The organism is Thiothrix caldifontis, assembly GCF_900107695.1.
Taxonomy (GTDB): domain Bacteria; phylum Pseudomonadota; class Gammaproteobacteria; order Thiotrichales; family Thiotrichaceae; genus Thiothrix; species Thiothrix caldifontis.
This window is the reverse complement of sequence record NZ_FNQP01000004.1, coordinates 123,092-144,673: the sequence shown is the minus strand read 5'-3', so window position 1 is coordinate 144,673 and position 21,582 is coordinate 123,092. Positions and strand designations below refer to the sequence as shown.

General features: G+C 50.0%; 19 protein-coding genes. 15 read left to right on the top strand and 4 right to left on the bottom strand.

Annotated elements, in window-relative coordinates:
* Positions 1-16: 16 nt before the first annotated feature.
* The 8 genes from BLV87_RS04530 to BLV87_RS04495 are packed head-to-tail and all read left to right on the top strand — an operon-like array spanning position 17 to position 8,099.
* The gene (locus tag BLV87_RS04530) at positions 17-1,237 is read left to right on the top strand and encodes a tryptophan--tRNA ligase (RefSeq protein ID WP_093065839.1); all 1,221 of its coding nucleotides are present in this window, start codon (positions 17-19) and stop codon (positions 1,235-1,237) included.
* Complete coding sequence (locus BLV87_RS04525) at positions 1,237-2,040, top strand: segregation and condensation protein A (protein ID WP_093065837.1); 804 nt, start codon at positions 1,237-1,239, stop codon at positions 2,038-2,040. Before BLV87_RS04530 ends, BLV87_RS04525 begins: the two co-directional genes overlap by 1 nt.
* Positions 2,041-2,607 (top strand): SMC-Scp complex subunit ScpB, encoded by a 567-nt coding sequence (scpB, locus tag BLV87_RS04520; protein WP_093065835.1) that lies wholly within the window; start codon positions 2,041-2,043, stop codon positions 2,605-2,607.
* 36 nt (positions 2,608-2,643) lie between these two features.
* Positions 2,644-4,083, top strand: a complete 1,440-nt coding sequence (gene gnd / locus BLV87_RS04515) for a decarboxylating NADP(+)-dependent phosphogluconate dehydrogenase (RefSeq protein ID WP_093065833.1) — start codon at positions 2,644-2,646, stop codon at positions 4,081-4,083.
* A complete protein-coding gene (gene zwf / locus BLV87_RS04510; RefSeq protein WP_093065831.1) occupies positions 4,080-5,579 on the top strand; it encodes a glucose-6-phosphate dehydrogenase in 1,500 nt (499 codons plus the stop codon). The genes gnd and zwf overlap by 4 nt, the downstream gene beginning before the upstream one ends.
* Positions 5,579-6,253, top strand: coding sequence for a 6-phosphogluconolactonase (pgl, locus tag BLV87_RS04505; protein WP_093065829.1), 675 nt, complete (start codon positions 5,579-5,581; stop codon positions 6,251-6,253). Before zwf ends, pgl begins: the two co-directional genes overlap by 1 nt.
* 30 nt (positions 6,254-6,283) lie before the next feature.
* Positions 6,284-7,291 (top strand): porphobilinogen synthase, encoded by a 1,008-nt coding sequence (gene hemB / locus BLV87_RS04500; protein ID WP_093065827.1) that lies wholly within the window; start codon positions 6,284-6,286, stop codon positions 7,289-7,291.
* Positions 7,292-7,325: 34 nt separating this feature from the next.
* Complete coding sequence (locus BLV87_RS04495; protein WP_093065825.1) at positions 7,326-8,099, top strand: HAD family hydrolase; 774 nt, start codon at positions 7,326-7,328, stop codon at positions 8,097-8,099.
* Here the strand turns inward: BLV87_RS04495 and BLV87_RS04490 are convergent.
* Entirely contained in the window at positions 8,077-9,984 is a 1,908-nt protein-coding gene (locus BLV87_RS04490) for a peroxidase family protein (RefSeq protein ID WP_175517838.1), read from the bottom strand. The two genes, BLV87_RS04495 and BLV87_RS04490, sit on opposite strands and share 23 nt — an antisense overlap.
* Before the next feature lie 146 nt (positions 9,985-10,130).
* Complete coding sequence (locus BLV87_RS04485; RefSeq protein ID WP_093065821.1) at positions 10,131-10,967, bottom strand: hypothetical protein; 837 nt, start codon at positions 10,965-10,967, stop codon at positions 10,131-10,133.
* 176 nt (positions 10,968-11,143) lie between these two features.
* On the opposite strand from BLV87_RS04485, the gene BLV87_RS04480 reads away from it, so the two are divergent.
* From BLV87_RS04480 to BLV87_RS04470, 3 genes are all read left to right on the top strand, one after another.
* Positions 11,144-11,476, top strand: a complete 333-nt coding sequence (locus tag BLV87_RS04480; protein WP_093065819.1) for a hypothetical protein — start codon at positions 11,144-11,146, stop codon at positions 11,474-11,476.
* A 5-nt stretch (positions 11,477-11,481) separates the two neighbouring features.
* Positions 11,482-12,492 (top strand): ion transporter, encoded by a 1,011-nt coding sequence (locus BLV87_RS04475; RefSeq protein WP_093065817.1) that lies wholly within the window; start codon positions 11,482-11,484, stop codon positions 12,490-12,492.
* A 72-nt stretch (positions 12,493-12,564) separates the two neighbouring features.
* Positions 12,565-13,044, top strand: coding sequence for a low molecular weight protein-tyrosine-phosphatase (locus tag BLV87_RS04470; protein ID WP_093065815.1), 480 nt, complete (start codon positions 12,565-12,567; stop codon positions 13,042-13,044).
* A gap of 30 nt (positions 13,045-13,074) precedes the next feature.
* On the opposite strand, the gene BLV87_RS04465 is transcribed toward BLV87_RS04470, so the two are convergent.
* Positions 13,075-16,167, bottom strand: a complete 3,093-nt coding sequence (locus BLV87_RS04465) for an Rne/Rng family ribonuclease (RefSeq protein WP_093065813.1) — start codon at positions 16,165-16,167, stop codon at positions 13,075-13,077.
* Positions 16,168-16,701: 534 nt separating this feature from the next.
* Here BLV87_RS04465 and BLV87_RS04460 point away from each other — a divergent pair.
* Genes BLV87_RS04460 through pncC form a run of 4 tightly spaced genes read left to right on the top strand, consistent with a single transcriptional unit; the run spans position 16,702 to position 19,743 of the window.
* A complete protein-coding gene (locus tag BLV87_RS04460) occupies positions 16,702-17,664 on the top strand; it encodes an RluA family pseudouridine synthase (protein WP_093065811.1) in 963 nt (320 codons plus the stop codon).
* Positions 17,661-18,326, top strand: a complete 666-nt coding sequence (locus tag BLV87_RS04455) for an HAD family hydrolase (protein WP_093065809.1) — start codon at positions 17,661-17,663, stop codon at positions 18,324-18,326. Before BLV87_RS04460 ends, BLV87_RS04455 begins: the two co-directional genes overlap by 4 nt.
* Positions 18,323-19,267 (top strand): S49 family peptidase, encoded by a 945-nt coding sequence (locus tag BLV87_RS04450; RefSeq protein WP_093065807.1) that lies wholly within the window; start codon positions 18,323-18,325, stop codon positions 19,265-19,267. Before BLV87_RS04455 ends, BLV87_RS04450 begins: the two co-directional genes overlap by 4 nt.
* Positions 19,267-19,743: a nicotinamide-nucleotide amidase gene (gene pncC, locus BLV87_RS04445; protein WP_093065805.1), complete on the top strand. Its 477-nt coding sequence runs from the start codon at positions 19,267-19,269 to the stop codon at positions 19,741-19,743. The genes BLV87_RS04450 and pncC overlap by 1 nt, the downstream gene beginning before the upstream one ends.
* Here pncC and BLV87_RS04440 read toward each other — a convergent pair.
* Entirely contained in the window at positions 19,740-21,524 is a 1,785-nt protein-coding gene (locus BLV87_RS04440; RefSeq protein WP_093065803.1) for a PHA/PHB synthase family protein, read from the bottom strand. The genes pncC and BLV87_RS04440 overlap by 4 nt on opposite strands.
* Positions 21,525-21,582: the final 58 nt, after the last annotated feature.

Below are 21,582 nucleotides of genomic sequence, written 5' to 3'. Positions count from 1 at the left end.
TCAACAAAGGTTTGATGTGAGTACTACACCTTCGCAAAATCAGCGTGTCGTTTCTGGGATGCGCCCGACAGGCTTGTTACATCTGGGGCATTATCACGGTGTCTTGAAAAACTGGGTGGAGATGCAGCTCAATTACGAGTGTTTCTTTTTTGTGGCTGATTGGCACGCCTTGACCACACATTATGAAACTCCGGGGGGGATTTCTCAGCACGTGGAAGACATGGCGATTGATTGGCTGGCAGCAGGGATTAGCCCTAGTTCTGCCACGATTTTCACACAATCCCATGTGCCGGAACACGCTGAATTGCACCTATTGTTGTCAATGATTACCCCGCTTGGCTGGTTAGAGCGTGTGCCGACGTATAAAGATCAGCAAGAAAAGCTCAAGGAACGGGATCTGGCAACCTATGGTTTTCTAGGCTACCCCTTGCTGCAATCGGCTGACATCCTGATCTACAAAGCGGATCGTGTACCGGTTGGTGAGGATCAGGTTGCCCACATTGAATTGACCCGTGAAGTAGCACGGCGTTTTAACCATTTGTATGGGCGTGAGCCAGATTTCGAGCAGAAAGCGGAGCAAGCTGCCAATAAAATGGGCAAGAAACAGGCGAAAATGTACCGTGATTTGCGTCGTCAATACCAAGAACGAGGTGATGCTGAAGCCTTAAATGTGGGGCGTGCGTTGCTGGAATCCCAACAAAACTTGTCATTGGGTGATCGGGAGCGTTTGTTTGGCTATTTGGAAGGTTCGGGCAAGATCATTTTGCCAGAGCCGCAAGCGGCCTTGACCAAAGCCTCTAAAATGCCGGGGTTGGATGGTCAGAAAATGTCAAAGTCGTACAACAATACAATTTCACTGCGTGAATCCCCTGATAGTGTAGAAAAGAAAATTCGCACGATGCCGACTGATCCCGCCCGTGGTCGTCGTACCGATCCCGGTGATCCGGCGAAATGTCCGGTATGGCAGTTCCATGAAGTTTATTCCGACGAGACGACTAAACAATGGGTTCAAGAAGGCTGTCGCAGTGCTGGTATTGGTTGTATCGAGTGTAAACAGCCGGTGATTGCTGCGGTACAAGCGGAGTTGGCTCCGATCCAGCGACGAGCGGCTGAGTTTGAACAAGACCGTGGGCGCGTGCGTGACATTTTACGTGAAGGCTCAGAAGCAGCACGCCAAGTTGCCCGCGAAACCCTTGCGGATGTGATGGAAGCGATGAGTTTCACCCACCATCTCTGATGCATGTGATTCAAAAAGAAATGCCTCTGGCGGTGGTGCGTGGTGAGCAAGTCATCACGATGCCAGAGGATTTATACATCCCCCCTGATGCCTTGGAAGTCTTTTTAGAGGCTTTTGAAGGGCCTTTGGATTTGTTGCTGTATTTGATCCGGCGGCAGCATTTTGATGTCTGTAATATTCCGATTGCACATATTACTGAGCAATACGTGGCGTATGTCGAGTTGATGAAAGAGTTCAAACTGGATCTTGCGGCAGAGTATTTGCTGATGGCAGCCATGCTGGCGGAAATTAAGTCACGATTGTTGTTGCCACGTCACACCGAAGTGGAGGAAGAGGACGATCCGCGTGCACAATTAATGCGTCAGTTGCAGGAATATGAGCAATGCAAACAGGCAGCGGCGGATTTGGATGCTTTGCCACGTTTGGAGCGTGATCATTGCTTAGTGCAAACGGCTGCTGATTTCCCTAAAGCACCACGTCCACTACCAGAGGTTGGTTTGCGTGAGTTATTGCTAGCTTTTCAAGGTGTATTGAAACGTGCGGATATGTTTAGCCATCATGAAATCCGGCGCGAACATTTGTCGATTCGTGAACGTATGACCATGGTGTTGTCTACGGTGCAGCTTCAGCAGTTTGTACCTTTTGAGAACTTGTTCCGGCTGGAGGAAGGGCGACGTGGGGTAGTCGTAACCTTAATGGCGGTATTAGAGTTGCTTAAGGCACACTTGATTGATGTGACGCAGGGAGATGAAGCTTATGCGCCATTGTATATTCGTGCCGCTGTTGCTTCGCTGGAGGATTAAATGGAATTAGCAACTATCCTGCAAGCTATTTTGCTGACAGCGGCTAAACCGTTGTCATTAGAGCAATTGGAGAGCTATTTCCTGCCAGAGGAGGGTATCTCGCGTGGTGCTATCCGGCAGGCATTGGATGCATTACAAACAGCCAGTGCTGAGCAGAGTTTTGAGTTGAAAGAAACTGCCAGTGGTTTTCGGCTGCAAACCCGTGCCCAGTTCCAACCGTGGGTGCAACGCCATGATGAGGAACGTCCGCAAAAATACTCGCGGGCCTTTCTTGAAACCCTAGCATTGATTGCCTGGCGTCAGCCCATTACGCGTGCAGAAATTGAAGAAGTTCGGGGGGTGGCGGTCAATACGAATGTGATCAAGACCTTATTGGAACGTGATTGGGTGAAAGTTATTGGTCATAAAGAAGTACCTGGCAGGCCGGAAATGTTGGGAACTACCCGTCATTTCTTGGATTATTTCAACCTTAAATCACTGGATGACCTGCCCAGTCTGGTTGAAATGCAAGCCTTAGATGTCGATGAGTTAACCCAGAAGGCTTCCCCTCTGCTATCCTTAACCTGACTACTCGCCATACATTAACATCACAACGAGGTAGGCATGAATACTAGCAATATGGGTCTCATTGGTTTAGGCGTTATGGGTTCTAATCTGGCATTGAACCTGAGTGACAACGGTTATTCGCTTAGCGTATACAATCGCACCTACGCCCTCACGCAACAATTCATGGATAGGCACGCGCAAGGTCGCGTGATTCAAGCGGCACAAACGTTACCCGAATTCGTCGGCCAACTCGCTACCCCGCGTATCATTATGCTGATGGTAACGGCCGGACGTGCGGTGGATGCGGTGGTCGAACAATTACTGCCTTTACTTGACCCCAACGATATTATCATCGACGGCGGTAATTCCAACTACAAAGACACCACGCGCCGTTGGCAGGAACTCACCGCAAAGGGTATCCGTTTCGTCGGTATGGGTGTATCCGGTGGGGAAGAGGGCGCACGGCATGGCCCATCGTTAATGCCGGGTGGTGCTATCGAGGCATGGGCGGATATTCGCGAGATGTTCCAGGCAGTCGCGGCAAAAGTTGACGGTGAAGCCTGTTGCCAATGGCTGGGCGAAGGCGGTTCCGGGCATTACGTCAAGATGGTGCATAATGGTATTGAATACGGTGATATGCAACTGATTGCCGAAGTGTGCCACTTGATGCAACACGCACTGGGGATGGATTTCGATACCATGGCGGATACGTTTGCCGCGTGGAATCAAGGCAAGCTCGAATCTTATTTGATTGATATTACCAGCCAGATTTTGCGCCAAAAAGACACCGATGGTAGTCCATTGGTGACGAAAATCCTCGACCGTGCGGGGCAAAAAGGCACAGGGTTGTGGACAGCGCAAGATGCATTGGAACACGCCGTGCCTCTTACCCTGATTTCTGAGGCTGTCCATGCGCGAATGTTGTCGGCGCGTAAGGATGAGCGGGTTGCTGCCGCGCAAATCTTAGGTGGTTTGCAAGCACCTGTTCCTCCTGAGCAGCGTCAGGCATTTCTCGATGCTATTCACGATGCGTTATATGCCGCCAAGTTGGTGTCGTATGCACAAGGTTTCATGCTGATGCAAACGGCAGCGGCGCAATACGGCTGGAACTTACCTTATGGTGATATTGCTTTGCTGTGGCGCGCGGGTTGCATTATTCGCAGCCGTTTTCTGGGGGATATTAAAGCCAGCTTTGCCCGTGAACCCGTACCACAAAGCTTGTTGCAAGACCCGTTTTTTGCAGTGGAACTCAAGCAAGCTGATAACGGATGGCGTAAGGCCGTTGCGCTTGCAGTGATGCAAGGTGTGCCTGTTCCGGCATTGTCATCGGCTTTGTCATTTTATGACGGCTACCGGTGTGCGGATGGTTCGGCGAATATTTTGCAAGCGCAACGGGATTTCTTCGGGGCGCATGGCTACCAACGGGTAGACCGTGATCCAGCGTTGCATTTTCACACGCATTGGAGCGCTGATGGTGCCGAGGAGCAACTGCCATGAGTTGTGGTTGTGTGGGGATTTCTCATGCCTACGTCATTTTTGGTGCGACGGGCAATTTGGCGGTTACGAAACTGTTGCCTGCGTTGTACCAACTGCATTGTGCGGGTTATCTGGCAGATGATGTGGAAATTCTCGGTTGCGGGCGTACTCCCTTTACCTCTGAGACATGGCGGGCAGAAGTGCGTCAGCAGTTGCTTGCCAGAGATGAGGTGGAAACGGTCGCACTGGACAATTTTGTGCAACGTTTGGATTATTTGGCAGGCAGTTTGAAAGATGCCGCCTTCTACCAATCCTTAGGCGAGTGGATTGGGAACGATGGTGAATGTGCCAACAATGTGATTTTCTACCTTTCGATTAGCCCGGATTTGTACGTGGAAGTCACCGAAGGTTTAGCGGCGGCGCATTTGCTGGAGGAATCGCAAGGTTTTCGGCGCATGGTGATCGAAAAGCCGTTCGGTCACGATCTTGAATCCGCACGTACTTTACAACATAGCCTCAGTGAGCATCTGAAAGAAGAACAGATTTACCGTATCGACCATTACGTGGGCAAAGAGGCAGTGCAAAACTTGTTAGTACTGCGGTTTGCCAACTTGATTTTAGAACCCTTGTGGAACCGTCATCACATCGACCACATCCAAATTACCCATGCAGAAACCGTGGGTGTGGAAGGACGTGCCAACTATTACGACCATAGTGGTGGTGCGGTGCGCGACATGATTCAAAGCCATTTGTTGCAAGTCATGGCCTTGCTGGCAATGGAACCGCCGGTATCGTTGGAGGCTGAAGCCTTGCGCAATGAAAAGGTCAAGGTATTGCAGTCGATTCGACCGGTGGATTTGGAACAGCTTGAGATGTATGCCATTCGTGGGCAATATGCCGCCGGTGAGGTGAAAGGGCAGCCTGTGCCGGGTTATTTGCAGGAGGAGGGTGTGGCAGCCGGTAGCCATACCGAATCTTATGCCGCCATGAAGCTCTACATCGACAACTGGCGCTGGAAGGATGTGCCGTTTTATTTGCGTACTGGCAAGCGTTTGCAGGAACGGCGTTCGTTGGTGGCGGTGCGCTTCAAACAGCCACCGATGCAGTTGTTTCAGGGCAGTGGGATTTATCAGCCACATCCTAACTGGTTGCTGATTGGGATTCAGCCAGAAGATGCAGTACGTATGGAGATTTCTGCCAAAGTACCGGGCTTGGAAATGCGTACCCGGCAGATTGTGATGGATGCTTCGGTGAGTACGCCGGGTGAGCGCAAGGCAGAAGCTTATGAGGAGTTGTTGCTGGATGTGATCAAAGGTGATCGCTCACTGTTCTTGCGTTATGACGAGGTGAAAGCGGCGTGGGTGGTGGTTGATCCGGTGATGCAACGTTGGGCGCAAGATGAGCAATTACCCTTGCAATACCCAGCAGGTGGTTGGGGGCCGAAGGCGGCGGAAAAGATTTTCGGTGATTCGGGGCGAGCTTGGCGACACACGTTGTCCTGCAATGGGGGCGAGTAATGCTCCCTAACAATACACAGGTTTTGCTGGACGCAGAGGCGGTGGCTCAATATGCCTGTGAGCTGCTTATAGCCGCAGCACAGGCAGCGATTCGAGAGCGAGGCGTTTTTCGTTTGGTATTAGCAGGCGGTGGTACGCCGCAACGGGCGTATGACTTGTTGGCAAAAACTGCGCAAGATTGGGATAAATGGGAAATTTTCTGGGGGGATGAGCGTTGTTTGCCTGTTGTGCATGTTGAGCGAAACTCGCGGCTGAGCTTGCCGACACAACGACAGTTTCCGATTCCGGCAGAACTGGGTGCAGAGGTGGCAGCAGCGGCATATGCACAAACCATCAGCGATAAATTGCCGTTTGATGTAGTGATGTTGGGGATGGGGGAAGATGGGCATACGGCGAGTTTGTTTCCGGGGTTTGTGGATGATCCAACAGCGTTAACACAGGCCGTGTTTGATGCGCCGAAGCCGCCGCCAGAGCGGGTGAGTTTGAATGTGGCGGCGTTGCAGGCGTGTCGGCAGCAGTTGGTGTTGGTGACGGGGGCAAGTAAGGCTGAGGCACTTGAGCAATGGCGTAACGGTAAGCCGTTACCGATTGCACAGGTGGTGCGTGCAGATGCTTGCTTGTTGGTGGATACTACCGCCAATAGTTGGCATTCCCTCGGCAAACGGGCAAAATAAGCGATCTTTTATTCATAGACAGGGCTTGCAATGGCTATTTACCCCGGAATGTACCCTTACACCCGTATGCGCAGGATGCGCCGTGATGATTTTTCACGCCGTTTAATGCGCGAAAATGTGCTGACTGCCAATGATTTAATCTGGCCGGTGTTCGTGATGGAAGGTGATAATCAGCGTGAAGCGATTGCCTCGATGCCGGGTGTGGAGCGGGTTAGTATCGACCTGTTGGTAAAAGAAGCGGAAGCAGCCTTTAAGCTGGGGATTCCGGCAATGGCGATTTTCCCCGTGACCCCGCAAGCAGCTAAAACTGATAAAGCGGAAGAGGCGTGGAATCCTGATGGTTTGGCACAACGTGCAGTACGGGCAATCAAAGCGGCGGTGCCGGAGTTGGGGGTGATTACCGATGTGGCACTCGACCCGTTTACTTCGCACGGACAAGACGGTTTAATGGATGTGAATGGCTACATCCTTAACGATGAAACGGTGTCTGCACTGGTGAAACAGGCACTTTCCCATGCCGAAGCGGGGGCAGATGTGGTTGCGCCTTCCGATATGATGGATGGGCGCATCGGTGAAATCCGTGACGTGTTGGAACAGCACGGGCATTTGAATGTACGGATTCTGGCGTATTCTGCGAAATACGCTTCCAGCTTTTATGGTCCGTTCAGGGATGCCGTTGGTTCAGCAGCAAACTTGAAAGGTGGCAATAAATACAGTTACCAGATGGATCCTGCCAATTCCGACGAAGCCTTGTGGGAAGTCGCGCTCGACCTGCAAGAGGGCGCGGATATGGTGATGATTAAGCCGGGGATGCCCTACCTCGACATCGTGCGCCGCATCAAAGAAGAGTTCAAAGCCCCTACCTACGTTTACCATGTCAGCGGGGAATACGCGATGCTGAAAGCGGCGGGCATGAATGGCTGGATCAATGAAAAGGCATGTGTGCTGGAAGCCTTGCTGGGGATGAAACGGGCCGGTGCGGATGGGATTTTGACGTATTACGCTAAGCAAGTAGCGGAGTGGTTGAAAAATCCATAAATTACTTTGCCCAATATAACTTTAGGAAAAAATCATGCCACAACTTACTGCACTGTTATTCGATGTAGACGGTACGCTTGCTGATACCGAACGTGATGGGCATCGCCCCGCCTTCAACAAAGCTTTTGCCGAAGCAGGCTTAGATTGGGATTGGACAGTAGATCTGTATGCTGATCTGCTGACCGTAACGGGTGGTAAAGAGCGCATTCGCTATTTCGTCGAAAAATACCTGCCAAGTTTTACTCCCGATGAAGGGCTTGCCGGGTTTGCAGCACGGATGCATAAACGCAAAACCCATTTTTATTTGGAGATGTTGCAAGCGGGTGAAATTCCTTTGCGTGTAGGGGCAGAACGCCTGATTAGGGAAGCGCGTGCGGCTGGCTTACGTTTAGGAATTGCTACCACGACGACGCCTGAAAATGTTACTTATTTGCTGAAAGCTACTTTGGGTGAGGAATCTATTGGCTGGTTTGAGTGCATTGCGGCGGGCGATATAGTACCCAAGAAGAAACCAGCGCCCGATATTTATGTGTATGCCATGCAGCAAATGGGCTTACAACCGGAAGAATGCTTGGTGTTTGAAGATTCTGATAACGGTATTCGCTCTTCTACAGCGGCTAATTTACAAACCATTGTGACAGTGAATGACTACACCCGCGATCACAATTTCAGCAATGCAGTACTGGTGGTTGATCAGTTTGGCGAGGCGGATACGCCTTTTACGGTGTTGCAAGGTGACGCAGGTACAGAGTCCTACGCCACCCTTGCGCTATTGCAGCACGTGTTTAACCAAGGAAACCGTTCCTAAGTGATTGCATGAAGTCACGGACTTGCTGCGGTGTCAGCGGTTGGCCTGATTGCATCATTTGCTGAAGCATCGTGCTCATCTGTGAGCGGCTATTGTTGCTGGTATCCACCCCCAGTGAGCGGGTGACGCTGTAACTTTGCGTCACAGGCGATTGCTGTGCTGGCGTGGTGGGTTGCGGTTGTTCGCTCAAATGGCTATTGGATGCAACAAACGCATTTTTCTGCACATTATCGAAGTCGGTATTGCGCTCGATAATGTCAGACAGTTTGGTGTTTTTAATAGTTTGCAGTTCTTTGCCGGAGAACTGATTTTCATACCAGAAACGGTCGCCATCACGCAAACGGGTGAATTGATCACTCATGATTTTGGTGAAGGTTTGCCCGAATAAGGAATCACCGACCGGCTTTTCTGCTAAACCGGCTACCCACAGGTCAACATCGGCGGGGCTGTCGTACACACTTGCCAGTTTTTCGCCAAAGCCTTCGCGCCAGACATTCGAGTCAAAGCTGTTGACAGGGCGTAATCCCAAGGCTTCACGAGTATCGCCATAGCCTGCTAAGCCGTGGTCACGTCCTCGCTGGATATTGACGGCTGCTAGATCTAAACCACCTTGTGGGAACAGAAAGTTACGCACGTCATCAACAATCATTGGGTCAACCGCTTGTGCGGTTTGTGAAGCTGCACCACGCAGAATTGGGTCAATGCCCGCTTCAAGGACTTTGTCGGGGCGGAAAAATGCGTCGCGTAATGCTACGTTGCCTTGTGCAATGGTTTCCCCGTTTTCATCCAAACGTAGCAAATTAGGGGAAAGCATGGTATGACCCATACGGAATGCCGCTGTGGCGAAGGCGTTATCAATTGATGGATCAACGTTGGCCTTGTAGCCGGTGTACTGTGGGATGGCATTTTTACCGATCAGATTAGGTAGGAATTCGTTGTAAGTAATCGCTTGCATTTGTGCAACGTTGATTTTTCGCGCTTCTTGATAGATTTGCTCATCAGTCATTTTGGGATTCTTTTGCGCAATCTCATCCGCCAGACGATTGTGCTCGCGCACCCATAAGGTATGCATCGACGCTAAGCCGATGTTTTCGTTAGAACGTACATCCCCAGCGATAAATTGCCCGTTTTCCATGGGCATCATATCACCCGCTGACGTCTGCAATTTGCCGCCTTCATGGGTGCGTAGTTTGCTGGCATATTCAGCATCTGAACCATATACGTTAGAGCCGTCGATAAATGCAGTAATGTTATTGCTTTGTTGGCGTTGACCATTGGCATCTAAAGTGGCAGTGCTGCGCGATAGTTGGATAGAGACTGTGCCTGTACCTTCAGGGTCAAATTGTGGATCACCGGCTGGAATGGCAATGGGTGCTTTTTCGGCAGTATTTGTGGGTGTTTCGGTCATGTCGTGATCAAGGAATTGTCCCCACATCCAAAACAAATCGCTTAAGCCTTTTTGATTGACGGTATTTGCGCCATCTTGTGCCGCAACAGCATTACTGATGGTGCGTGGGTTAGGCAGGCGTTGTTCTGTTGTGCCGCCGGGTTCACGGCTGCTGTCTTGGGGAATGCGGCGTTGATGTTGTATGCCAGCAGAACCCCATGTCGTGTTTTTCTTGTTATTGCCAGTGCCATCTATGCTGCGGTATTCAGTGGGTTGAGGTTTGGGATTGTGCTTATTTTCGATTTGAGCCAGCAGTTGTTTAATCAAATTTGCTAAGTTTTGTAGAATGTTCTTGTTACCACCGTTGTAGCCGGGCAATTGAAGCAAAGCACTAATGGCTTGCGGCGTAGTTGCCAGAGTGTTGCTGGCGTTTCCTGAGGTGGAAGTTTGTCCGTATCCTTGGGATAAAGAACGGGCGTTATTGTTAATGGTTTGCATCTCATGAATCCTTGTGTTGGTCAATCCTTTGAAAAAAATCCATTCGTGAATTTTGCACAAAAAATACGCCAGACAATGCTGGCGTAACAAGGATGACATTTCTGACCGCTAAGATTTTAAAGATAAGCGGTTATGCATCAGTAAACTCAGTAAGCGCTTAACAGTGATTGTGCGCGGTAGGTATTTAAGCGCGAGCGCCAACCGGGGAGCCATTTGGCTTCGCCGCGTTCTGGTGATGAGTTGGCGATACGGCGCACGAGCACTTCTTCTGCTGCACGCGCAAATTCATCGAGTGCTTGTGGACCTGGTTCCACAGGGCGCATCGTGAGCAACACTTGCAATAGCCCCCAGCCTTGACCGTTGTAGCGTTCTGTTGGGCTAGTGCCTTCTCCTTTGAAGTTGACGTAATCCAATAGTGGGTATAATCCACGCTGAGTCTTTTCAATCGCTTGATAGTTTTTCAGAACACGGTCACGATCTTGCGGTGCAACTTGATTCAGCATGGTGGGTAGCGCACGAGTGAGGCGTTCTGCCATGTAATTGGCTTGAATATTCATGGTTTGTTGCAGGAATGTGCGTAATTGCTGCATTTCCGGGTCATTGCGAGCGCGTTCAAACGCTGCTTTGTTTGCCCACGGTGCGGTACGTATTGTGCGATTAGTTAGCCATTGTGGTACGGGGACACCTTGTGCTTTGGTGTAGTCGATTAGACCGGGGAAAGTTTCGGTATAAGGGCCGCGATGCCCCGCAGGATACCAGATGAAGTGTCCGATACCGAGTGAGGCGAATTCTTCGCGGTCATTCCAGACCACCAGTAACGCGGGGTTACCACTGGTTTCATTGCGATAAACCTTGTCGGCAATCCAATTCAAATCTTTGGCGGGAACCACGGTTGGTGTAGGAGATGTCTGTTGGCTCATTGGTGCACAGGCAGATAACCCTAAACCAGCAATAACAACCAGTGACAATGCTATTTTTTTCATGACAAGCCCTTGTGTCCTTGTAAAATAAAAAAGGTATTCACGCCCGAATACCTGTATGGATTCAAGTTGATAGAGCCTCGTTGATATTGAAAAGTTCCATTCTTTGAGCAATGCCAGTGCTTAATTTGGCTAAAAGCGTATAGTTATTAATGTAAATAACACAGGAGGTTGATGTCATGAAAGAGAAATTGCAGCAGCTTATGCAAGCACTGACTAGTGAGCGTGAAGAGTTGCGCGTGCGTTTGCATTTATTGGGTTTGGAAGCAAAGGAAGAATTAGAACAAGCAGAAGAGAAATGGCAAAACATGCAGTTGCGCTTACGTGATGCGGGTTGGGAGCTGAACTTGAAAGCTAAGGAAGAAATTCATGATCTAGGGGAAGATGTCGATAAATTGCAACATAAAATCAGTGATAAAGTGGAAGATATTCGTCTAGAAGTGGTGGAGGAATTGCATGAACTGGGCGAAGAACTTGCTGAGCTGTATCGGAAAATCCGTAGTCATTTTTAAGTAGTATGCGCTTAGTTCATATTCGGCGGTGGTTATATCTGGCGTTGGAAGAACAAAAAGGCAGCGATTTGGCAAAATGCTTGAATCGTTGCCTGTTGCTATTAATCGTCATTAATGTATGCGTGGTGGTAGCAGAATCTGAATACCGTATCTATCAAGCCTATGCGCTTTCTTTTCAGTGGTTTGAAATCTTTTCAGTTGGCGTTTTTACGTTAGAGTACCTTGTTCGAGCTTGGGTGTGTGTGGAGTCTAATCACAGGAATCTCCAGTATCCAATCAGAAGTCGCGGGCGTTATTTGCTGTCACCAATGGCTGTAGTCGACTTAATAGCGATTTTACCTTTTTATCTCAGTTTTTTCGTGGTTGGGTTAGATTTACGGGTATTACGTAGTTTGCGCTTATTGCGCTTATTGAAATTGACACGTTACTCTCAGTCTCTAGGGTTGTTGGTGGCGGTACTGCGTCAAGAGGCTGATAATTTGGTGTCAGCACTGTTTATTTTATGTATGTTGATCTTATTGTCGGCTACCGGGATTTACTTAGCGGAAGGGCATATCCAACCTGATGAGTTTGGCAGTATTCCACGGGCATTATGGTGGTCAGCCGTTACAGTAGCGACAGTGGGTTACGGTGATGTTGTGCCGCAGACTTTAGTGGGCAAAGTATTCAGTGGAACTATTATCGTAACCGGGATTGCAGTGGCGGCACTGCCTGCTGCTATTTTAGCTTCTGGCATGATTAATGAACTAAAACGTCGCCGTGAAAACTTCCGTTTCGAGCTAGTACGTGCGATGGAAAATGGTAAGCTGGATTTTGGCGGCTTACGTTATCTGGAAAAAATGCGGGTGAAAATCGGTATTAGCCGTGCAGATGCCCGTTTGGTATTTGAGGAGGTTAAGCAAGAAACCCGTTTACAGACTTACACACATTGCCCCTATTGTTCTCAACCTATTATGGTCAAGCACCCGCCGGGACATATTCATGTGAGTCCCACGAAACAGTCACCCAAGTCTTAGTCTGTTATTGCTAACGATCATGGGCAATGGGTATATTGTTAAAACCTTAAATGTTAAGAGCTGTGTGATTTTATGGAAAAAGTGAAGGTTCTTTTTGTATGCATGGGCAATATCTGTCGTTCGCCCACGGCGCAAGGTGTGTTTGCACATTTAGTGCAGTCGCAAGGTTTGGCAGATCGTATTTTGATTGATTCAGCAGGAACTCATGCTTATCACATCGGTAAGCCACCCGATTCTCGTTCGCAGGCAGCAGCAAAAGATCGTGGGTTGGATTTGTCAGAACAACGCGCCCGCAAAGTGGATATGCTAGATTTTGAACGTTTTGACTACATTTTGGCGATGGATCGTGCCAATTTGCAAGATTTGCAGCAGTTGGCTTTTCCGCCACAGCAAGAGCGAATTTATCTATTTATGAGGTTTGCGACGCGCTGGAATACCGACGAGGTACCAGATCCTTATTACGGTGGCAGCAGCGGCTTTGAGAGGGTATTGGATATGATAGAGGATGCAGCGGAAGGCTTGTTAGAGCACATCCGCCGCACTCATTTGTAGTCTCGTAGCTTAGGTAAGCTACCCTGAGAGTTACTCTGGCTCAGTGTGCATCCATGATGGGCGCTTTTTCACAACGGGGGAAGTAGCACTTTTTTCAGTTTCATTGTCTGTAGTTGAAGTAGCGGCAATTGCAGGTACTTCCTCTATAGGAGGTACAATAGGTTTTACTGTATCCGTTTCAACTAAGGGAGTAGTGCTTGTCGAGGGGGCTGGTTCCACCAACGTGTGAATAGGTTCGGTTACGGATATTTTCTGTGCGACTACTGCTACTGGTTCAGGTGTAGCAGCTTGTCGTTCATAACGTGGCTGATGTGTAGGCTGAGCTGCGGTTAGGTCAATGATGAACGGTTCCATATTTTCAGCCGCAAGCTGAGGATCCTGTTCCGTAGATGTGGGGCGCGGTGGGCGCTGTTGACGGTTTTGATTACCGCGTGGACGGCGAGTGCGTCCTCTGCGCTCACGTGGTCCACGTGGTTGGGTTTCTGTGGTTTCGGTGATATTGTCGCTGTCGACATCCGTTTCTGTGACGGTGTCGTCAACATTATCGTCCATTTCAAGTGTTGGTAAATCAGGTTGTTGGGGGATATCTTTGTTACTCTGACTATCGTTGGAAGATGCCGATTCAGCTTGCGCTACATCCTTCATGGCGGCTTCAGCTTCGGCAACTGCGTTGTCAGCATCATTGCCAGTTTGCAGATGCTGTCGCGGTGGTTGTTCTATTGAAGCCTCGCTTACAGGCGCGGCTGAGGGGGTTTGAGTGTCAAGTTCGTTGCCCGCAGAACGGCTGCGTGATTCACGGCGGGAACGGTCACGACGGGGTTGTTGCTGTTGCCCGTAATCACGGTTGTTCTCGCGTGTTTCGCGAGGTGCTGATAATACGATTTCAACAGGTGCTTGTTCATTTAGGGAGGTTGTTGTTACTGCTTCCTGTTCCTGTATTTTAGGCGGCCGTGGTTCGCGAGGTGGGCGACGGTTATCACCGACATTGCCGGTGTTGCTTTCCTCTCGCTCATTACGATTACGGGTATTGCGGCGTTCGTTGTTTCGCTCATTGCTGTTGTTGCGTTCCGTATTGCCAGCATTACGTTCATTTGCTTGACGCTCGTTGCGGCGTTGTTCGTCTTGACGATTCTGGCGAGGCTGCTGGTTTTCCTGACTATTATTTGTATTGCGGTTGCGTGAGTCATCGTTGATTGTGCGTTCAGCATCGGGCGCTGCGTCACTTCTGCCATTGTTGCGGTTACGGTTACGTTGTTCGTTACGTTCGCCATTCCGTTCACCACGTCGATCATTACGTTGCTGCTGATCGTTGCGCTTGGATATTGCTGGTGTTGCCGTTTCTGCTTTGCTTTCAGCGACTTCCGCCGCTCTGTCTACATTGGGGCTGCTGCCAAATAAGCTATTAAAAATACGCCGCATGAGTCCAGGTCCTTTGATCTGGGTAACTGTTGGCATGGTCGAGATTGCGGCACTGGTGGGTTCAGTGTGAGAGCCGCGTACATTTTGAGGCGCAGGTGTGCTAGGCATGACATTAGTGACAGCTGCTTCAGTTGGTGCTTGAAGTTTGCTGGTATCTTGCTGGATAGTTTCTTCTGTCGCAGGTGGAGCAGGAATGTATTGATAACTGCTGTGACCTTCCTCGTCCTCAAGATTATCGTTGCGGATACGGCTGATGTCGTAATGCGGCGTTTCCATGTACGGGTTGGGAATAATGGTCAAATCGACATTGCGGCGCTGTTGGATGTCGGTGATCGCTTGGCGCTTTTCGTTCAGCAGGAAGGTGGCAACGGAAACCGGCAGGCGGGCAATGACTTTGCCGGTCATTTCCTTCATGGCTTCTTCTTCGACCAAGCGCAGGATGGACAGAGCCATCGAGTCGGTGCTACGGATGTGGCCTTGACCGGTGCAACGCGGGCAGACGATTTGGCTGGATTCGCCAAGCGACGGGCGTAAGCGTTGACGTGACATTTCCAGCAAGCCAAAGCGGGAAATGCGCCCGACTTGTACCCGTGCACGGTCAAGTTTCATGGCATCACGTAGGCGTTTTTCGACTTCGCGCTGGTGTTTGCTGGGTAACATGTCGATAAAGTCGATCACCACTAAGCCGCCAAGGTCGCGTAAGCGCAATTGACGCGCAATTTCATCAGCCGCTTCAAGGTTGGTGTTGAGCGCGGTTTCTTCGATGTCATGCCCTTTGGTGGCACGCGCCGAGTTGATGTCGATGGAAATCAGCGCTTCGGTATGGTCAATGACAATCGCGCCGCCAGAGGGCAGGGCAACGGTGCGCTGATATGCCGTTTCGATCTGATTTTCAACCTGAAAGCGGCTAAATAGCGGCGTGCCATCGGTGTAGAGCTTGAGCTTGCGGATATTGTGTGGCATGACTGCCTGCATGAAATCACGCGCTTGGTTGAATACCTTATCATTGTCGATGACAATTTCACCGATGTCGCGGCGGAAATAGTCACGCAGGGCGCGGATAATGACATTGCTTTCCTGATATAGCAGCGTCGGGCCTTTGTGCTGGCTGTAGGCTTGTTGGATAGCATTCCACAGGGTTTTGAGGTAGTCCAAATCCCATGAGAGTTCTTCGGCATCGCGCTCGATACCGGCGGTGCGCACGATCACACCCATGCTGTCGGGGATGTCTAACTCGCTCAGGGTTTGCTTGATTTGCTGGCGGTCATCACCTTCAATACGCCGAGAAACCCCACCAGCCTTAGGGTTATTGGGCATCAACACCAAATAACGCCCGGCAAGGCTGAGGTAGGTGGTCAGAGCTGCGCCCTTGTTGCCGCGTTCTTCTTTATCGACTTGTACCAGAATTTCCATGCCTTCACGCATCACGTCTTTGACGTTAGGACGCCCGGTGTACTTGGCATTCGGATTGTAAAATTCGGGCGCAACTTCGCGGAAGGAGAGGAAGCCGTGGCGTTGTGCGCCATAGTTGACGAAAACTGCTTCTAAGCTGGGTTCGACGCGGGTAATTACCCCTTTGTAAATATTGGCCTTTTTCTGAGCGCGTAGGGAATGTTCAATATCGAGGTCGTATAGGCGTTGCCCATCAACCATGGCAACGCGAATTTCTTCGGGTTGGGTTGCATTAATTAAAATACGTTTCATGTACTACATAAGCCTTGGTTATGCAGCACCTGTTACCTGTTTGTTTCAGGTGGAGTCGATTAGTTTATTTCGTTTAATATCAAAGCGTTAGAAATGTTCTCTTCGCCAAGCTATGGATTAACCTTAATCGGGCCTACCTTCAGAAAGAATCGTTCGGTTGTTACGGGTCATGGAACTGCCTCATAAGGGCGCATGAAAATTGTAAACCGCTGGCGCATTCTTGCAACAGACATCAGCAACAAGTTCTGCTGTTAATGCCACACCTGTTTGCTTACTTTTTAAACTGCATAACAGGCGTTGAGTTATCGGGGTCAGGATGCTTCATCCTGTTTACCCCAGCACAAATTCTGGGGGAATGTTCTGACCGCTAGAATTTGTGATTGAATCAATCAGGCATGGGTCATATCATCGTGTTCTGATTTGATCGAACCCATTGTGTCAGGTTTGCACCTTAACGTTTGCCTGTTGCGAATATATCAATTCGGTTAATTATATTCAATTTGCATTTAAATTTAGTTGGTATGTTTTTTCATTATGGCCGTCGAATATTACACAGTTACTGAAAACGAAGTCGGGCAGCGCATCGACAATTTCTTGCTGCGGCATTTGAAGCAACTGCCCAAAAGTGCTTTATACCGAATTGTGCGCAAGGGCGAAGTGCGTGTTGATAAAAAAAGGGTGAAGCCGGAAAAAAAGCTGGAATTAGGTGAAATTATTCGGATTCCCCCGATCAAGTTAGAAACCGAAGTGAACCCGCCGGATAAGCCAGCATTGGCATCTGAATCCTTATTGGTAACATTAGAAGCAGCGGTATTGCATGAAGATGAACAACTGATTTTTATCAATAAGCCATCTGGTTTGCCGGTACACGGTGGTAGCGGTTACAAATTGGGCTTGATTGAGGCATTTCGTCAGTTACGCGAAAATTTACCATATGTGGAATTGGCGCATCGCATTGACCGCGACACCAGCGGTGTGGTGATTCTGGCGAAATCACGTCAAGCCTTGACCGAATTGCACGGTTTGTTTCGCGACGGCAAGATCGACAAACGTTACAAAGCCTTGGTTGCAGGGCGTTGGAAGCACGGTCGTCAACACGTGACGATGGACTTGAGTCAGGAAGAAGGCACGCGCCAGAAAGTGCAGCGCGTGGAAGAGGGCGAAGGCAAAGTGTCCGAAACCATTTTCTCGTCGCTGAAAAATTTACATGGTGCATCGTTGCTGGAAGCCCAAATTCTCACCGGGCGGATGCATCAAATCCGGGTGCAATTGCAAAACCTGGGGCATCCGATTTTGGGCGATGACCGTTATGGCGATTTCGCGTTGAATCGCAAGTTTCGTGAGATGGGCTTAAAACGTTTGTTTTTGCATTCTGCCAGCGTGGATTTTACCCTGCGAGCCACCGGGCGGCGTTATGTGATCGAAGCACCGTTACCCGACGATTTAAAAGATGTATTAATTAATATAAAAATTAATGCGGTTGAGCGTACCGAATGAAACCTTATTCCTTGTTGATTTTTGATTGGGATGGCACGTTGATGGATTCAGCGGCGCACATTACCCAATGTATGCGCGATGCGATTCAGTTAGTGGGGGCAGAATCACGCACTGATCAGGAAATTCGCTATATTATCGGGTTGGGCTTGGATGAAGCGATTCGCGCCTTGTACCCTCAAGCGCCCACGAGCTTGATTCGGGCGATTGCGGATGAATATCGCCAGGAATTTTTGGTGCGTACTACACACGGTAGCGAATTGTTCGCCGGGGCGCGTGAAACCTTGCATATACTCGCCGCACAAGGCTACGACTTGGCGGTAGCGACGGGCAAATCTCGCCGTGGTTTGAATAAGGTATTGGACGAAACTGGGCTGCGTGAGTTGTTTCCGATCACACGCTGTGCAGATGAAACCCGTTCCAAGCCTCATCCACAAATGCTGGAAGAGATTTTGACAGACTATGATGCAGCGCCGCATGATGCATTGATGATCGGTGACAGCGAATACGATTTACACATGGCATTAGCCATTGGGATGGATTCATTGGCGGTTAGTTATGGTGTACATGATTTGGCGCGTTTACAGCAAGCGCAACCGCGTGGTTACGTGGATGATGTGGCACATATTCCTGATTGGCTAGAAAAACAAAAGGTTATAGAATGAACGAAGAAAATACACAAGCATTACAAGCCCTCAAAGATGTGGCAATGGAGTCTGTCAAAGAGCAGCGGCGGGCGCGGCGTTGGGGGATCTTTTTCAAGCTGTTTTTTGTAGCGTATTTGCTGGTTGGCTTGATTGCGCTGATTGGTAGTGGCGCATCGGATACTAAATTAACGGCTGCTGACAAAATTACGGCGGTGGTCGACATTAACGGCGTGATTATGGATGGCGCAGAAGCCAGCGGCGAGATGCTAGTCCCTGCGCTGAAAGAAGCATTTGAGCACGAAAAAACCAAGGGCGTGATTTTGCGCATTAATAGCCCAGGTGGTAGCCCGGTGCAGTCAGGCATTATTAATGATGAAATCAATCGCTTAAAGGCGAAATATAAGGAAATTCCTGTCTACGCGGTCGTGTCTGATTTGTGCGCTTCCGGCGGCTACTACATTGCCGTGGCTGCTGATGAGATTTATGCGGATAAAGCTAGCATTGTTGGTTCCATTGGCGTGCGTATGGATAACTTTGGTGCGGTTGAGTTGCTGGAAAAGCTGGGGGTTGAACGCCGTTTGTACACTGCGGGGGCAAATAAAGGTATGCTTGATCCGTTTTTGCCTGAAAATGAAACGCAGGTGGCACACGTCAATAATATGTTGAACACGACCCACCAGCAGTTCATCAAGGTGGTGAAGGAGGGGCGTGGTGAACGTTTGCCAAACAACCCCGATATTTTCTCTGGTCTGTTTTGGACGGGCGAAGATGCAGTGAAACTGGGGTTGATTGATGGCTTGGGCAGCGATGCTTATGTGGCCCGTGAATTGATCAAAGCTGAAGAGATGGTGAATTTCACTACGGAAAAAGACTTAATTCAGCGTTTGAGTGAGCGCGTCGAAACCTCCGTACAGTCGCTGATTTCATTAGATGCTACCCCGCGCACGGTATTGCGTTAATGGAAGCTTTGCTTGCACAGGTGGCAGCCGCATTGCAAGCCAAGGGTTGGATGCTCACAACGGCGGAATCTTGCACAGGCGGCTGGATTGCCAAGCTGTGTACCGACCTATCGGGCAGTTCAGCTTGGTTTGAACGTGGGTTTGTGACCTATAGCAATGAAGCCAAGCAGGATATGCTGAGTGTGCCAACGTCAACGTTGGCTGAGTACGGCGCTGTGAGCGAAGCTGTGACTGCTGCAATGGCAACAGGTGCATTACTGCATTCGCGGGCGCAAGTCGCGGTATCTGTCAGTGGAATCGCGGGGCCGGGTGGTGGCACAACCACCAAGCCTGTAGGCATGGTTTGTTTCGGCTGGGCGGCGCAGGATGGTAAAGTACGTACCGCAACCCAATACTTTCAAGGTGATCGGGAAGCGGTACGTTATCAGGCGGTGCAGTACGCGCTACAAGGCGTATTGCAGATGTTCGCGGATTAGACTTTCTGGCGCACGTAAGTGCCGGGGGCATCACCCAGTATGTCCAGTTTGCTTGCGCCGGGAATACGCGCATCGACTTCTTCGCTGGAGAACGTTGCTACCCAACGATTCCAGTCATGCCACCAGGATAGATCCACTTTGGTGGCATCAAACAGCCAATCATCCGCATTGTCGCTGAGCGTTTCATTGACCCAGTGGCCGTATTTGTTGGCGGCTGCGGGGTTGACAATGCCTGCAATGTGACCGGATTGCCCTAATACAAAGCGTACTGGGCCTGCGAACAGCTTCGCGCCTGCATATGTACTGCGCCAAGGCGCAATATGGTCGTCGTGAGTGGAAACAAAGTAAGCCGGAGTATCAATGGTGCGCAAATCAATTGGCGTACCGGAGAGCGTGAGGCAATTCGCTTGGCTCAGGCAGTTGTTCAGGTACATATTGCGCAGGTAGTAGCTGTGCATTGCCGCAGGCATCCGCGTGCTGTCTGAGTTCCAGTACAACAGGTCGAAAGGCATCGGGTCATTGCCGAGCAAATACAAGTTCACAAAAAACGACCAGATTAGGTCATTAGCGCGGAGCATATTGAAAGCCGTGCCCATGTCCTTGCCATCGAGGTAGCCAGTTTTGTCCATGCGTTTTTCCAGCGAACCGACTTGTTGTTCACTCAGGAATACGCCGATTTCACCGGGTTCGGCAAAGTCCAGCAGGGTGGTGAAGAAGGTGGCACTTTTTACCCGGTCATCACCTTTGGCTTTCAGGTGTGCGAGAGTCGCTGCTGTCAACGTACCGCCTAGGCAGTAACCGATCAGGTTTAAGTCACGTTCGCCGGTCGCCGCTTCGACCGCATCCATCGCCGCAATCGCTGCCTGCATGTAGTCTTCAAAGTTTAAATCGCGGTGCTGGCTGTCAGGGTTGACCCACGAAATCATGAAGACAGTGTTGCCTTGGTCGACCGCCCACTTCACAAACGAGTTCTTTTCGCGCAGGTCGAGGATGTAATACTTGTTGATCCAAGGCGGTACGATCAAGACCGGACGTTGACGGACTTTGGCGGTAGTTGGTGTATATTGGAGCAGTTCCAGCAGTTCATTCTTGAACACCACTTTGCCGGGCGTGGTGGCAATATCGCGCCCCAGTTCAAACGCTTTCATGTCAGTCATGCGGATACGCAATTGACCATCTTGGAAATCATCCAGCAGGTTACGCATCCCTTTGACGAGATTTTCGCCATTGGTGTCGAGAATGGTTTGCCAAACTTGGGGGTTGGTGTGCGAGTAATTGTTCGGTGCGAGTGCATCAATCATGCTGTTGATGAAGAACTCGGCTTTTTTCGCATCCTCTTCTGACAAGCCGTTGGCGGTTTGTGCCAATGTCCGCCAATATGTCGACAGATTGAGGTAAGACTGAAGCAATACTTCGGTGACTCGGTGTTCCTGCCACGCGGGGTGTTTAAAGCGTTTGTCGGTGATGGCGGGCATGTCGGGTGACAGATGACCGAGTCCGAACCAGCGGGCAGTGGTGTGTTGCCATAACTTTGTTTGGGTTTGGAAGAGTTCCATATTGGCTTGCATGACAGCATTGGGATGCAGGAACAGGTTCATGCCCCATTTGGTCAATGCTGTACTGAAACTGTTGTCACTGTGCTGGGCATCCTGCGAGTTTTGGCTGGTTGCTACCAGAAACCGGGCGATGAATTGTTGCCACAGCAGCAGTGCCGTCGTGACGTTGGTTTGCAGCAGCACAGGGTCAGTTGAGTGTGTTTGTTTTTGCGCCAGATTTTGCATGGTTCAGGGATTCCGCTTATGTGGGCTAGGGTTATTCATAGGGGTGTCACAATAACCA

What these genes read in the sequence shown, in the direction of transcription:
- BLV87_RS04485 (WP_093065821.1), bottom strand. Translation starts at nt 10,967, where the DNA reads ATGAAAAAAATAGCATTGTCACTGGTTGTTATTGCTGGTTTAGGGTTA.
- pgl (WP_093065829.1), top strand. Translation starts at nt 5,579, where the DNA reads ATGCTCCCTAACAATACACAGGTTTTGCTGGACGCAGAGGCGGTGGCT.
- BLV87_RS04475 (WP_093065817.1), top strand. Translation starts at nt 11,482, where the DNA reads ATGCGCTTAGTTCATATTCGGCGGTGGTTATATCTGGCGTTGGAAGAA.
- BLV87_RS04450 (WP_093065807.1), top strand. Translation starts at nt 18,323, where the DNA reads ATGAACGAAGAAAATACACAAGCATTACAAGCCCTCAAAGATGTGGCA.
- BLV87_RS04440 (WP_093065803.1), bottom strand. Translation starts at nt 21,524, where the DNA reads ATGCAAAATCTGGCGCAAAAACAAACACACTCAACTGACCCTGTGCTG.
- BLV87_RS04495 (WP_093065825.1), top strand. Translation starts at nt 7,326, where the DNA reads ATGCCACAACTTACTGCACTGTTATTCGATGTAGACGGTACGCTTGCT.
- scpB (WP_093065835.1), top strand. Translation starts at nt 2,041, where the DNA reads ATGGAATTAGCAACTATCCTGCAAGCTATTTTGCTGACAGCGGCTAAA.
- pncC (WP_093065805.1), top strand. Translation starts at nt 19,267, where the DNA reads ATGGAAGCTTTGCTTGCACAGGTGGCAGCCGCATTGCAAGCCAAGGGT.
- gnd (WP_093065833.1), top strand. Translation starts at nt 2,644, where the DNA reads ATGAATACTAGCAATATGGGTCTCATTGGTTTAGGCGTTATGGGTTCT.
- BLV87_RS04470 (WP_093065815.1), top strand. Translation starts at nt 12,565, where the DNA reads ATGGAAAAAGTGAAGGTTCTTTTTGTATGCATGGGCAATATCTGTCGT.
- BLV87_RS04460 (WP_093065811.1), top strand. Translation starts at nt 16,702, where the DNA reads ATGGCCGTCGAATATTACACAGTTACTGAAAACGAAGTCGGGCAGCGC.
- hemB (WP_093065827.1), top strand. Translation starts at nt 6,284, where the DNA reads ATGGCTATTTACCCCGGAATGTACCCTTACACCCGTATGCGCAGGATG.
- BLV87_RS04490 (WP_175517838.1), bottom strand. Translation starts at nt 9,984, where the DNA reads ATGCAAACCATTAACAATAACGCCCGTTCTTTATCCCAAGGATACGGA.
- BLV87_RS04525 (WP_093065837.1), top strand. Translation starts at nt 1,237, where the DNA reads ATGCATGTGATTCAAAAAGAAATGCCTCTGGCGGTGGTGCGTGGTGAG.
- BLV87_RS04455 (WP_093065809.1), top strand. Translation starts at nt 17,661, where the DNA reads ATGAAACCTTATTCCTTGTTGATTTTTGATTGGGATGGCACGTTGATG.
- BLV87_RS04480 (WP_093065819.1), top strand. Translation starts at nt 11,144, where the DNA reads ATGAAAGAGAAATTGCAGCAGCTTATGCAAGCACTGACTAGTGAGCGT.
- BLV87_RS04465 (WP_093065813.1), bottom strand. Translation starts at nt 16,167, where the DNA reads ATGAAACGTATTTTAATTAATGCAACCCAACCCGAAGAAATTCGCGTT.
- zwf (WP_093065831.1), top strand. Translation starts at nt 4,080, where the DNA reads ATGAGTTGTGGTTGTGTGGGGATTTCTCATGCCTACGTCATTTTTGGT.